Source organism: Mesorhizobium sp. B3-1-6 (genome assembly GCF_006439555.1).
In the GTDB taxonomy this organism is placed as follows: domain Bacteria; phylum Pseudomonadota; class Alphaproteobacteria; order Rhizobiales; family Rhizobiaceae; genus Mesorhizobium.
On the sequence record NZ_VFTM01000017.1, the window covers coordinates 123,138 to 135,974 of the forward strand.

13 protein-coding genes are annotated in these 12,837 nt (G+C 65.1%); 11 read left to right on the top strand and 2 right to left on the bottom strand.

The genetic code is table 11. The features are described 5' to 3' along the window. The first annotated feature begins 259 nt into the window (after window positions 1–259). The 5 genes from FJ414_RS16960 to FJ414_RS16980 are packed head-to-tail and all read left to right on the top strand — an operon-like array spanning window position 260 to window position 4,848. Window positions 260–1,468, top strand: a complete 1,209-nt coding sequence (locus tag FJ414_RS16960) for an ABC transporter substrate-binding protein (protein WP_140645509.1) — start codon at window positions 260–262, stop codon at window positions 1,466–1,468. Next, complete coding sequence (locus FJ414_RS16965) at window positions 1,465–2,265, top strand: ABC transporter ATP-binding protein (RefSeq protein ID WP_140645510.1); 801 nt, start codon at window positions 1,465–1,467, stop codon at window positions 2,263–2,265. Before FJ414_RS16960 ends, FJ414_RS16965 begins: the two co-directional genes overlap by 4 nt. Continuing rightward, entirely contained in the window at window positions 2,258–2,962 is a 705-nt protein-coding gene (locus FJ414_RS16970; protein WP_140645511.1) for an ABC transporter ATP-binding protein, read from the top strand. Before FJ414_RS16965 ends, FJ414_RS16970 begins: the two co-directional genes overlap by 8 nt. A 7-nt stretch (window positions 2,963–2,969) precedes the next feature. Further along, complete coding sequence (locus FJ414_RS16975) at window positions 2,970–3,857, top strand: branched-chain amino acid ABC transporter permease (RefSeq protein WP_140645512.1); 888 nt, start codon at window positions 2,970–2,972, stop codon at window positions 3,855–3,857. Beyond that, window positions 3,850–4,848 (top strand): branched-chain amino acid ABC transporter permease, encoded by a 999-nt coding sequence (locus tag FJ414_RS16980; RefSeq protein WP_181181635.1) that lies wholly within the window; start codon window positions 3,850–3,852, stop codon window positions 4,846–4,848. Before FJ414_RS16975 ends, FJ414_RS16980 begins: the two co-directional genes overlap by 8 nt. A gap of 53 nt (window positions 4,849–4,901) precedes the next feature. On the opposite strand, the gene FJ414_RS16985 is transcribed toward FJ414_RS16980, so the two are convergent. Next, window positions 4,902–5,594, bottom strand: a complete 693-nt coding sequence (locus FJ414_RS16985; RefSeq protein WP_140645514.1) for a helix-turn-helix domain-containing protein — start codon at window positions 5,592–5,594, stop codon at window positions 4,902–4,904. Between the two features lie 177 nt (window positions 5,595–5,771). Between FJ414_RS16985 and FJ414_RS16990 the strand changes: the two genes are divergently transcribed. After that, the gene (locus FJ414_RS16990; protein ID WP_140645515.1) at window positions 5,772–6,098 is read left to right on the top strand and encodes a DUF1330 domain-containing protein; all 327 of its coding nucleotides are present in this window, start codon (window positions 5,772–5,774) and stop codon (window positions 6,096–6,098) included. 115 nt (window positions 6,099–6,213) lie between these two features. Beyond that, a complete protein-coding gene (locus FJ414_RS16995; RefSeq protein ID WP_181181636.1) occupies window positions 6,214–6,750 on the top strand; it encodes a hypothetical protein in 537 nt (178 codons plus the stop codon). A 76-nt stretch (window positions 6,751–6,826) separates the two neighbouring features. Here FJ414_RS16995 and FJ414_RS17000 read toward each other — a convergent pair whose 3' ends face one another. Next, window positions 6,827–7,300 (bottom strand): Lrp/AsnC family transcriptional regulator, encoded by a 474-nt coding sequence (locus FJ414_RS17000; protein ID WP_140645516.1) that lies wholly within the window; start codon window positions 7,298–7,300, stop codon window positions 6,827–6,829. Window positions 7,301–7,410: 110 nt separating this feature from the next. On the opposite strand from FJ414_RS17000, the gene FJ414_RS17005 reads away from it, so the two are divergent. The 4 genes from FJ414_RS17005 to FJ414_RS17020 all read left to right on the top strand — a co-directional run bounded on the left by FJ414_RS17005 (window position 7,411) and on the right by FJ414_RS17020 (window position 12,613). Continuing rightward, entirely contained in the window at window positions 7,411–8,613 is a 1,203-nt protein-coding gene (locus FJ414_RS17005) for a diaminopropionate ammonia-lyase (protein WP_140645517.1), read from the top strand. Continuing rightward, window positions 8,610–9,845, top strand: coding sequence for a Zn-dependent hydrolase (locus FJ414_RS17010; RefSeq protein ID WP_140645518.1), 1,236 nt, complete (start codon window positions 8,610–8,612; stop codon window positions 9,843–9,845). Before FJ414_RS17005 ends, FJ414_RS17010 begins: the two co-directional genes overlap by 4 nt. 210 nt (window positions 9,846–10,055) lie before the next feature. Beyond that, window positions 10,056–11,252, top strand: a complete 1,197-nt coding sequence (locus FJ414_RS17015) for a diaminopropionate ammonia-lyase (protein ID WP_140645519.1) — start codon at window positions 10,056–10,058, stop codon at window positions 11,250–11,252. Window positions 11,253–11,458: 206 nt separating this feature from the next. Next, window positions 11,459–12,613: a M20 aminoacylase family protein gene (locus tag FJ414_RS17020; protein ID WP_140645520.1), complete on the top strand. Its 1,155-nt coding sequence runs from the start codon at window positions 11,459–11,461 to the stop codon at window positions 12,611–12,613. Window positions 12,614–12,837: the final 224 nt, after the last annotated feature.

Sequence of the window (12,837 nt, forward strand, 5' to 3'; positions counted from 1 at the left end):
GCCGCTTGATCGTCTCCGGCAACTGGTCATCCCAATCTTCTGCCATGCTACGAAAATAGCATTCTCGGCCCGCGACATGTGGTGCTAGGCTCGCGCCCGTGCCCCCAAGGCACGCCGTGGCCCAGCCCGCAAACAAGAGGACCCGCGAGAGGAGGAGCGGCAGAGCGGGATCGAGGCTCCAATCCAAAATCCGAAGGAACTGTTGAACCATCGCGAGGCAGCCGCGTTTGCAATGGTTGCCATATGGGAGGAACCACCAGTGAAAGCATCCTATCTCGTCTCGGCCGCGCTCCTTGCGGCATCCGCAATGCCGGCCGCGGCCGGCGAAATCTCCGACGGCAAGGTCAAGATCGGCATCCTCAACGACCAGTCGGGCGTCTATGCGGATTTCGGCGGCAAGTGGTCGGTCGAGGCCGCCAAGATGGCGGTCGAGGATTTCGGCGGCAAGGTGCAGGGCGCGCCGATCGAGATCGTCAGCGCCGATCATCAGAACAAGCCCGACATCGCCTCCAACATCGCGCGCCAGTGGTACGACACGGAGCAGGTCGACGCGATCATGGAGCTCACGACGTCTTCCGTGGCCTTGGCCGTCCAGGGGCTTTCCAAGGAAAAGAAGAAGATCGACATCGTCACCGGCGCAGCCTCCACCGACCTCACCGGCAAGCAGTGCTCGCCCTATGGTTTTCACTGGGCCTATGACACCCATTCGCAGGCTGTCGGCACCGGCGGCGAGTTGGTCAAGCAGGGCGGCGACAGCTGGTATTTCATCACCGTCGACTACGCCTTCGGCTATTCGCTGAAGGACCAGACCGCCAAGCTGGTCGAAGCCAGCGGCGGCAAGGTGCTGGGCGAGGTGCGCTATCCGCTCGGCTCCACCGACTATTCCTCCTTCCTGCTCCAGGCGCAGTCCTCCGGCGCCAAGATCGTCGGGCTTGCCAATGCCGGCCTCGACACCTCGAACTCGATCAAGCAGGCGGCGGAATTCGGCATCGTCGCCGGCGGCCAGCGGCTGGCGGCACTTCTCTTCACGCTCGCCGAAGTGCATGGGCTCGGCCTCCAGGCGGCGCAGGGCGTGGTGCTGACCGAAGGCTTTTACTGGGACCGCGACGACAAGAGCCGCGAATTCGCCCAACGCTTCTTCAAGCGCACCAACCGCATGCCGAACATGATCCAGGCCGGCACCTACTCGGCGGTGACGCAGTATCTGAAGGCCATCGACAAGGCCGGCACCGACGAGACCGAGGCCGTGGCCAAGGAACTGCATGAAATGCCGGTCAACGACGTCTTCACCGCCAACGGAAAGGTGCAGACCGACGGCTCGATGGTGCACGACATGTATCTCTACCAGGTCAAGAAGCCGGAAGAGTCGAAGAAGGACTGGGACTACTACACCTATCTGGCGACCATTCCCGGCGACAAGGCCTTCATGAAGGCCGAAGACAGCGGCTGCCCGCTCGTCACCAAGTGACGCTCGACACCGCCACCGCTGTTCGCCCGGACAGCACCGATCAGACGCCGCGGGTGGTGCTTTCCGCCCGCGGCCTCAGGCGCGACTTCGCCGGCTTCGTCGCGGTGAAGGATGTCGACCTCGACGTCCATCACGCAAAAATCCATGCGCTGATCGGCCCGAACGGCGCCGGCAAGACCACGATCTTCAACCTGTTGACCAAATTCCTGCAGCCGACCAGCGGCAGGATCGAATTGCTCGGCACCGACATCACCCGCGCGCCGCCGGCTAAAGTGGCGCGCATGGGCCTCGTCCGTTCCTTCCAGATATCGGCGATCTTTCCGCATCTTTCCGTGCTCGACAATGTGCGCGTGGCGCTGCAGCGTCCGGGCGGGCTCGGCTACCAGTTCTGGCGCCCGGTCGTCGCGCTGGATCAGCTCACGCCAAGGGCGAGCGAGCTGCTCGCCATCGTAGGTCTTGACGACGCGGCACATCGGCTCGCCGGCGATCTTTCCTACGGCCGCAAGCGCGTGCTGGAGATCGCGACCACGCTGGCGCTCGACCCGAAAGTGCTTCTGCTCGACGAGCCGATGGCCGGCATGGGACATGAGGATGTCGGCATGATCTCCGGCATCATCCGATCGTTGGCGAAGGACCGCGCCGTGCTGATGGTCGAGCACAACCTCACCGTGGTTGCCGACCTCTGCGACTGGATAACCGTCATGCAGCGCGGCCAGGTGCTGGCGGCCGGCGACTATGCCACCGTCAGCCAGGACGAGCGCGTGCGCGTCGCTTACATGGGGACGGAGCATGAGTGAGCCGCTGCTTGCCGTGCGCGACCTCCACGCCTGGTATGGCGAAGGCCATGCGCTGCACGGCGTCGACCTCGATGTCAGGCGCGGCGAGACCGTGACGCTGCTCGGCCGCAACGGCGTCGGCAAGACGACGACGTTGCGCGCCATCATGGGCCTGATCCGCAAGCGCACCGGCTCCGTCACCTTCAACGGCAAGGACCTGATCGGCCTGCCGCTTCACCGCGTCGCCCATCAGGGCATCGGCTTCGTGCCTGAAGAGCGCGGCATCTTCGCCACCCTTACCGTCGACGAGAACCTGATCCTGCCGCCGGTCGTGGCCAAGGGCGGCATGAGCGTGGAAGAAATCTTCGAGCTCTTCCCCAACCTCAAGGAACGCCGCGACAGCCAAGGGACAAAACTGTCCGGCGGCGAACAGCAGATGCTGGCGATTGCGCGCATCCTGCGCACCGGCGTCGAGATGCTTTTGCTCGACGAGCCGACCGAAGGCCTGGCGCCGGTCATCGTCCAGCGCATCGGCGAGCTGCTGGCGACGCTGAAGAAGCGCGGCATGACCATCCTGCTGGTGGAACAGAACTTCCGCTTCGCCGCCCGCATCGCCGACCGCTTCTACCTGATGGACCACGGCAAGGTGGTGGAGGGTTTTGCCGTCGGCCAGCTGTCCGCGCACACCGACAAGCTGCACGAAGTGCTGGGGGTATGATCGCGCCATGTTGACGGTCTTCGGCATCCCCATCCAGGCCTTGCTCGGGCAACTCCTTGTCGGCCTGATCAACGGCTCCTTCTACGCCATGCTCAGCCTCGGCCTCGCCGTTATCTTCGGTCTGCTGCGCATCATCAATTTCGCCCATGGCGCGCTCTATATGCTGGGTGCCTTCATCGGCTATCTGCTGCTGGTGCATTTGGGCATCGGCTACTGGCCGGCGCTGGTCCTTGTGCCGCTTATCGTCGGCCTGTTCGGCATGGCGGTCGAGCGCCTTGCTTTGTCGCGGCTCTACCGCCTCGACCCGCTTTACGGCCTGCTCTTCACCTTCGGCCTCGCCTTGGTGATCGAAGGCGTGTTCCGCTATTACTACGGCGTCTCGGGCAATCCCTATGCCGTGCCGACACTGCTCGCCGGCGGAACCAATCTCGGCTTCATGTTCCTGCCCAACTACCGCGGGTGGGTGGTGGTGGCTTCGCTCATCGTCTGCATCGGCACCTGGCTGCTGATCGAAAAGACGAGACTTGGCTCCTATCTGCGCGCGGCGACCGAGAACCCGCAACTGGTGCAGGCCTTCGGCGTCAACGTGCCGCTGCTGCTCACGCTCACCTACGGGCTTGGCGCGGCCCTTGCGGGGCTCGCCGGCATTCTCGCCGCTCCGGTCTACCAGGTCAGCCCGCTGATGGGCTCGGACCTGATCATCGTCGTCTTCGCCGTCGTCGTGATCGGCGGCATGGGCTCGATCCTGGGCGCCATCGTCACCGGCTACATGCTCGGCCTCGCCGAGGGCCTGACCAAGGTTTTTTACCCGGAAGCCTCGAACCTGGTCGTGTTCGTCATCATGGTGATCGTGCTGCTCTTGCGCCCGGCCGGTCTGTTCGGAAGGGATGCCTGAAATGAGCGATGCAACCCTTCACCAGGAACGCGCCGCCGCCTCTCTCAGGCTCGAACGGGGGCTGATAGCACTGGGCATCGTGGCGCTGATCGCCGCGCCCTTCTTCGTCTATCCGATCTTCGTCATGAAGATGCTGTGCTTCGCCTTGTTCGCCTGCGCCTTCAACCTCTTGCTCGGCTATACCGGCCTGCTCTCCTTCGGCCACGCCGCCTTCTTCGGCGGTGCGGCCTATTTCTGCGCCTACGCCGTGAAAGCCTGGGGCTGGCCGCCGGAGGCAGCCATCCTGCTCGGCACCGCGGGCGCCGCGGGCATGGGCCTCGTCATGGGCTTCCTCGCCATCCGCCGGCAGGGCATCTATTTCTCGATGATCACGCTTGCGCTGGCGCAGATGTTCTATTTCTTCTGCGTCCAGGCGTCCTTCACCGAGGGCGAGGACGGCATCCAGGGCGTGCCTCGCGGCCACCTCTTCGGCGTCGTCGACCTCAACGTCACCATGAACATGTATTTCTTCGTGCTTGCCGTCTTCCTCATCGGCGTCTTCGCCATCTGGCGCATCGTCAATTCGCCCTTCGGCATGATCCTGCGCTCGATAAGAGAAAACGAGAACCGCGCCATTTCGCTCGGCTATTCGGTCGGCCGCTACAAGCTCGCCGCCTTCGTCATGTCGGCGGCCCTTGCCGGCTTCGCCGGCGCGACCAAGGCGATCGTCTTCCAGTTCGCCACCCTCACCGACGTCACCTGGCAGATGTCGGGCGAGGTGATCCTGATGACGCTGCTTGGCGGCATCGGCACCATGGTCGGTCCGGTGGCGGGCGCCGGCCTTGTCGTCGGTCTCGAAAACACCTTGGCCACCTCGGGCTTTCCGGTGACGATCGCCACGGGGCTGATCTTCATGATCTGCGTGCTCATCTTCCGGCGCGGCATTGTCGGCGAGGTATATGCACGGTGGCTGGCGCCGGCGGCCGAGGACGGCAACCGTGACAAGCTTTGATTTCATGGCTTTGAGCGATCAGCCGACCGTGGCTGGATCGCCAAAGCCTGCCTTCAGGCTGCCCGCTTGGGTTCGACCGCGAACGGGCTGAGCCCGAGCCAGGTTTGCATCTTCCTGCCGATGGCCTTGTCGCCGGTCAGGACGACCTTCACGCCGGCCTTCTCGACGGTCAGCAGGCCCATCCAGATTGCGGTCATCGTGTGGAGATCGGTCGAGACGTAAAGGTCGACCTCGAAACCCGGATCGTACCAGCATAAATCGACCTCGCCATGCTTCTCGACGATCAGCCACCACGAGCGTTTCGACGCCGGGAGATCCTGATACAGAAATTGTATCACGGTTCTTCCCTCGGGCAGCGGCGAGGGGTTCAGATTACGCCGCATGTCCCACATCAGCAGGGACGGATCGAGGTTCTTCAACGACAGCCTGGACTCGACCCATTTCTGACCCCAAAAGCCCATCGCCTCGACGACAGGGCGCAAGTCGCGTCCCGCCTCGGTCAACCGATAGTCGAAGATACCCTTCTCGCCGGGGACTTCCCGGCGCTCCACAATCCCCGCCAGCTCCAGCTCCTTCAGCCGTTGCGACAGAAGGGTCGGCGACATTTTCGGCACGCCGCGGCGCAGGTCGTTGAAGCGGGTCGAGCCCGCCACCAGTTCGCGCATCAGCACCATCGTCCAGCGGGTGCACAGCACCTCGGCGGCCATCGATAGCGGGCAGAACTGCTTGTATCCGTGCTGGGCCATGATCTGTGTCCTCCCTCGAAACTGGGTGGAACATTAGACCTTCATGAATGAAGCGGCGAGTACAGAAACTGTACCGGTCCGGTACAGATCGCGGACTGGTTGGCGCGAGCCCTGCCGTGCGAGCCGTTTTGGCCGACGCACGGGATACCCCTGTGCGCAGCAACCAGGAGACTGACCATGACCGCTTACCTTATCGCGGATATCAAGGTGAAAGATCCGAAATGGATACCGGACTATGCCGCGACCGTGCACGACCTCGTTCACAAGCACGGCGGCAGATATCTGGCGCGCAGCGGCAATGTAAAGACGCTCGAGGGCAAGCCGCTCGACACGACGCTGATCGCGCTGATGGCCTTCCCATCGGAAGCGGCGGCGCACGCCTTCACCAATGATCCGGCCTACGCCCCCTTCGTGTCGGCCCGACAAGGTGGCAGCGACAGCCGGTTCCAGCTGATCGACAACACCGACCTGGCCGGAACGATCTCGTACCTGCCGAAGGGATGATCGGCAGCCGCCGCATCGAACCCGCGATCATCAAGCACAAACAGCCACGGCGCTTGCCTGTCGCGCCGCCGTATTTTCGGCGGCCGGCAAGCCGTGCTTTTTCAGGAAGAACGGAATGAACATGACACCACACTTTTGGAACAGGCTTCTCATGGCAGCGGCCGCGCTGACGGCCTTTACGACCTTCGCGCAGGCGCATCAGCATGCGGCTGCGTCCGTGTCCGGCGCCAGCCCGCTGGCCGACAAGGTGCGAGCGGCCAACAGCCGGTTTCTCGACGTCAAGGCCGCTACGGCCGAGGGCTATGCGCCCATTCCTTGCGCCAGCGGCATCACGGGCGGCGCCATGGGCATCCACTACGTCAACGGCCGGTATCTGAAGGACGACAAGATCGATATCGCCCGTCCGGAAGCGGTCATGTACGAGCCGATGGCCGACGGCGCGCTGAAGCTGGTGGCGGTCGAATACATCACCTCGAAGGGGCCGGCGTCGCTCGACGGCCAGCTGTTCAACTTCAACAGCGCGCCCAACCGCTACGGTCTGGGCGAGTTCTACGAACTGCATGTCTGGGCCTGGAAAGGCAACCCGACCGGCACCTTTGCCGACATGAACCCGAAAGTGTCGTGCGAACACGCGATGGCGCCGAGCCAGTAGACGCTGGAGATTGGCGAAAGCCAGGACGACTGCCGATCTCCCCCTTGTTGTTGGGGAGATCGGCAGCTTCGACGCCTCACTCCACCGGCACTTCCAACCCTACCTTGACCCGGTCCATCGCCACGAACGTGCGAAACCTTTTGACGTTGTTGTTTGCGAAGAACAGCCGCCGGGTCAGCGCTTCGTAGTCGGCCATCGTCGCCACGGTGACGACGAGGATGAAATCGGCCTCGCCGGTGACGTAATAGCATTGCTGCACCTCGGGCACTTCGGCAAAGCCGCGCTTGGCGGCGTCGATCAACTCGGCGCGCTCGCTCTCCACCTCGACCTCGACGAAGATGGTGATCGGATGGCCGACCTTGGCCGGATCGACCAGCGCGACATTGGCGCGGATGACGCCCGTTTCCTCCATACGCTTGATGCGCCGCTGCACGGCCGGCGCCGAGAGGTTGACCTTCTCGCCGATGACGCGCTGCGGCGTGGTGTTGTCCTTCTGCAGGATGGCGAGGATGGCGCGGTCGAAGGCGTCGAGTTCGGGCGAAATGGACATGGCAGCGTTCCAGACGAAACAAACTTGCATTTAAAGCGCCAAAACAGAGCGCCTTTCTCGCTTCGCTTGCAATAAATTTCAGCACATCAAAGGCGCAGAAAGGCCGACCCATGTTCCTGCTCAACCGCCATCCGGATCATCGTCAGCCGCTGACGGAGGAAGACGCCGCGACGCTTGGGCTCGCCGGCGCCGGGGAGGCCGAGCGCTTTCTTGCCGCGCGCGAGAACCATGCCGAGACGCCGCTGCATCCCTTGCCGGCGCTGGCGGGCGAATTCGGCATCGGCGCCCTTTACCTCAAGGACGAGGGCAAGCGCCTCGGCCTCGGCAGCTTCAAGGCGCTCGGCGGCGCCTATGCCGTCATGCATCTGGTGCTGGAGGAGGCCGGCAGGCGGCTCGGCCGCGCCGTCGATGTCGAGGAACTGCACAAGCCGGAGGTGAGGGCGATCGCCGCGCAAATGACCTTCGCCTGCGCCACCGACGGCAATCATGGACGCTCGGTGGCGCAGGGCGCCGGCCTCGTCGGCGCGCGCTCCGTCATCTTCGTCCATTCGGGCGTCAGCAACGAACGCGTGGCGGCCATCGCCCGCTTCGGCGCTCAGATGGTGCGCGTTGCTGGCGACTACGACCAGTCGGTCAGGGAAGCCGCCCGCGTCGCCGCCGAGCGCGGCTGGACCGTCGTCTCCGACACGTCCTGGCCGGGCTATGAGCGCATTCCAGGACTGGTGATGCAGGGCTACACCGTGATCGTGCGCGAAGCGCTGAAGCGTTTGCCTGAGCCGCCGACCCACGTCTTCCTGCAGGCTGGCGTCGGCGGCTTCGCCGCGGCGGTGGCCGGCCATCTCGCCATCAGGCTTGGCGAGGATCGGCCGAAGACAATCGTGGTCGAACCCGCGCGGGCGGCGTGCGTCTACGCCACCGCGAAGGCCGGGCGTCCTGTCGCCATCGCGCACAGCAAGCCCACGGTGATGGCGATGCTCGAATGCTATGAGCCGTCTTTGGTCGCCTGGCGCGTGCTGTCGCGGATCGGCGATGCTTTCATGACGGTCGAGGAAGAGGATGCGATCTCGGTGATGAACCGCCTGGCGCGACCCGAGGCGAACGATCCGGCGATCGTCTCCGGCGAGAGCGGCGGGGCAGGCCTCGCCGGGCTGATCCGCGCTGCCGGCGACAGGAAGATACGGGCGGCGCTCGGCCTCGACTCCAGCTCCCGCGTGCTGATCATCAACTCCGAAGGCGCGACGGATCCTGGCCGCTATGCCGAGCTGGTCGGCATGGCGCCGGACGAGGTCGCAAACGCAAGGCTGCCGGCATGAGCAATCTGACGATCAACGCCGACCGGCTCCTGGGCCGCATCGAGGAACTCGGCGGTATCGGCCGCGACGCGCAGGGACGGCTCATGCGCGTCGCCGCTTCCGACATGGACAAGCTCGGCCGCGACCGCCTCGTCGACTGGCTGGAAGAGGCAGGGCTTGAGGTCGCCGTCGACCGCATCGGCAACATTTTCGGCATCTGGCGGGACGATGCCAATAGCGGCCAGCCACCGGTCATGCTCGGCTCGCATATCGACACGGTGATCGACGCCGGCATCTATGACGGCTGCTATGGCGTGCTTGCCGGCCTCGAAGCGATCGAGAGCCTGAAGGAGGCCGGCTTCGCGCCGGCGCGCCCGCTGGTCATTGCCGCCTTCACCAATGAGGAGGGCGTGCGCTTTTCGCCCGACATGATGGGTTCACTGGTCTTTGCCGGCGGCCGCGACCTCGGGGAAGCGCTGGCCTCGGTCGGCACCGACGGCACGGTGCTGGGCAAGGAGCTCGAGCGCATCGGCTATGCCGGCAACCACGAGCCCGGCTTCCTCATGCCGCATGCCTATGTCGAATTGCATGTCGAGCAGGGGCCGGTGCTGGAGCGCGAAGGCATCGCCATCGGCGCCGTCGAGAACCTGCAGGGCATTTCGTGGCAGCGCATTACGATCGACGGCGAGGCCAACCATGCCGGCACCACGCCCATGTCGATGCGCCGCGATGCCGGCGTCGCCGCCGCGCGGGTGATCGGCTTTCTCGCGGACCGGGCCAGTGCGTCGTCGACGCGCACGGTCGCGACCGTCGGCACCATCGCTTTCGAGCCCAACGCCATCAACGTCATCCCGTCGCGGGCGACCTTCACCATCGACCTGCGCGACCCGGTTGAAACGCACCTTCGCGAGGAGGAAACCGCGCTCGCCGCTTTCCTCGACCAGCTTGCCGCAAGCACCGGTGTCACCATCCATGCCGAAAGCCTGGCGCGGTTCGAGCCGGTGACCTTCGATGCCAGCATCGTTTCGCTGATCGAGGATGGCGCCAAGGCCGCCGGCCTTTCGTGCCGGCGCATGACCTCGGGCGCCGGACACGACGCGCAGATGATTGCGCGCATCGCGCCGTCGGCGATGATCTTCGTGCCGAGCCGGGGCGGCATCAGCCACAACCCGGCCGAGTTCACCGCCGCCAGCGAGCTTGTTGCCGGCGCCAACATCCTGCTCGGCGTCGCCGCCCGGCTGGCGGCCGACTGACAGGGGGCTGGTGTCTACGGCGTTTCGACGGCACGCCGTCAGGCCAAATACCACCAAAAATAGTCAAGTTGGCTGTATCGAATCCTTCCAAAGCGAACATTCGGCGACATCTGGTCGAAACAGAAATCAATCACTTAGCCAATTAAGGCGCCGGAATCGCGCCGGAATCGCACCCGCCAACAGAATTCAGTGCCTAGCAGGAAGACTAGCATGCTGCTTCTCAACCAACGTCCAGAATACAACCAGCCGTTGGTTGCCGCTGATGCCGAGTCGCTCGGCATGGCCGGCGGCGCGCGGGCAGAGCATTACCTCAAGGCGCGCGACAACGATGCGGAAACGCCGCTGCATGCCTTGCCGGCGCTGGCCCAGAAGCTCGGCATCGCGGCGCTTCACGTCAAGGATGAGGGCCAGCGTCTTGGCCTGGGCTCCTTCAAGGCGCTGGGCGGCGCCTATGCCGTTATGCGGCTGGTGCTGGAGGAGGCCGGCAAGTGGCTCGGGCGCGATGTCGATATCAGCGAGATAAACGACGCCAGAGTGCGCGAGATCGCGTCGAGCATGATCTTCGTCTGCGCCACCGACGGCAACCATGGCCGCTCCGTGGCGCAGGGCGCCAGCCTCGTCGGCGCGCGCTCGGTGATCTTCGTCCATGCCGGCGTAAGCCGTGAGCGTGTCGCGGCCATCGCCCGCTTCGGCGCCGAGATCGTCGAGGTCGAAGGCGGCTATGACCATGCGGTGCGCGAAGTCGCCCGCGTCGGCGCCGAGCGCGGCTGGAAGATCGTCTCCAACACGTCCTGGCTGGGCTATGAGCGCGTCCCCGGACTGGTCATGCAGGGCTACACGGTGATCGTGCGCGAGACGTTGCGGCGCATGGCCGAGCCGCCCACGCATGTCTTCCTGCAGGCCGGCGTTGGCGGCTTCGCCGCGGCGGTCGCCGGCCATATGGCTGTCATGCTTGGCTCCAGGCGGCCGAAGGCCGTGGTGGTCGAGCCGCGGCGCTCGGCCTGCGTCTACGCTTCGGTTGAGGCCGGACGTCCGGCAACGATCGCAAATCAGGAGCCGACCGTGATGACGATGCTCGAATGCGCCGAGCCGTCCTTGGTCGCCTGGCGCGTGCTGGCGCGCGTCGGCGATGCCTTCATGACGGTGGAAGAGGAGGACGCGGTCGCGGTGATGAAGCGGCTGGCGCGGCCGCTGGGCAACGATCCGGCCATCGTCTCCGGCGAGAGCGGCGGGGCAGGCCTCGCCGGGCTGGTCCGCGCCGCGGGCGACAGGCATAAGCGCACGGCGCTCGGCCTCGATAGGCATTCGCGCGTGCTCGTCATCAACTCGGAGGGCGCGACCGACCATGGCCGCTTTGCCGAGCTGGTCGGGATGGCGCCGGAAGAGGTGTTCCTGCAGACTGCGTGAAAGCAATTCCAGGAAAAGTGCGGAGCGGTTTTCCGTCCGGAATTGCGTCGAGAAAAGAGCAATCCAGGAAAAGTGCCGAGCGGTTTTCCGTCCTGGAATTGCGTCAAGAAAAGAGCAATTCCAGGAAAAGTGCCGAGCGGTTGGGCTCGGCGACTTCGCCGTAGCCTTCTGGAATTGCGTCGAGAAAAGGGGCTTGAGGGGCGACCATGGCTGAACTCGACCAACAGGCTTTGCACAGCGAGATGACGGCATGGCGGCGCGATCTCCACGCCCATCCCGAGTTCGGCTTCGAGGAAAAACGCACAGCGGCGTTCGTCGCGCAAAAGCTGCGCGACTTCGGACTTGAGGTGGCCGAAGGCGTCGGCGGCACCGGCGTCGTCGGCACGCTGACCCGCGGCAGTGGCAATCGCGCCATCGCGCTGCGCGCCGACATGGATGCGCTGCGCATCGCCGAACAGGGCACGCAAGCCTGGCGCTCGCAAACACCCGGCACCATGCATGCCTGCGGCCATGACGGCCACACCTCGATGCTGCTCGGCGCGGCAAAGCTGCTTGCCGGTGAAGGCGGCTTCGACGGCACGGTGCGCTTCATCTTCCAGCCGGCCGAGGAATGGGGCAGGGGGGCGCTGGCCATGCTGGACGACGGCCTGCTCGAGCGCTTCCCTTTCGAGGAGATATTCGGTCTGCACAACATGCCTGGCCTGCCGATCGGCCATTTCGAGACCCGCAGCGGCCCGGTCATGTCGGCCGAGGACAATTTCGAGATCGTGCTCAAAGGCCTCGGCGGCCACGCGGCGCGGCCGCATGCCGGTCAGGAGGCGCTGGTCGCCGCCTGCGCGCTGGTCGTCAACCTGCAGACCATCGTCTCGCGCCGCCTGAGCCCGGCCGATATCGGCGTCGTCTCGGTGACCGAGTTCATCACCGACGGGACCCGCAACGCGCTGCCGGGGCTGGCGCGCATCCTGGGCGACTGCCGCAGTTTCCGGCCAGAGGTGAGCGCCGCGATCGAAAAGGAGATGCGCCGCATCGCCGAGGGCACGGCCCAGGCCTATAACGTCGCGGCTGAAGTCGCTTACACCCGCGAGTTCGTGCCTTTGATCAACGACGCGGCGCTGGTGGACGAGGCACTTGCGGCGGCCCGAGCCGTGCTGGCCGACGACGCTGTCCGCGTCGCGGCTGAGCCGATGACCGCCTCGGAGGATTTCGCCCGCTTCCTCGACCATGTCCCCGGTTGCTTCGTCTTCGTGGGCAATGGCGGCACCGCGCCGCTGCACAACCCGACCTATGATTTCAACGACGAGGGCCTGCTGCACGGCGCGCGTTTCCATGCGGCGGTGGTGAGGAGACGGCTGGGCGGTTAGCAATCTCCCCCCTTGTGGGGGAGATGCCCGGCAGGGCAGAGGGGGGCGCTGTCCCGCCAGCGTTTCAGGCTGTCGCAGGCGAACAGCTTTGCCAGCAGCCTTGATCGAAATTCCTGCAACGCCGCGATCCTTCACGCCCCCCTCTGGCCTGCCGGCCATCTCCCCCACAAGGGGGGAGATTGGCTGAAGAACCCCCGGTAACTCTTTCTTCTCTGCTTTCATGC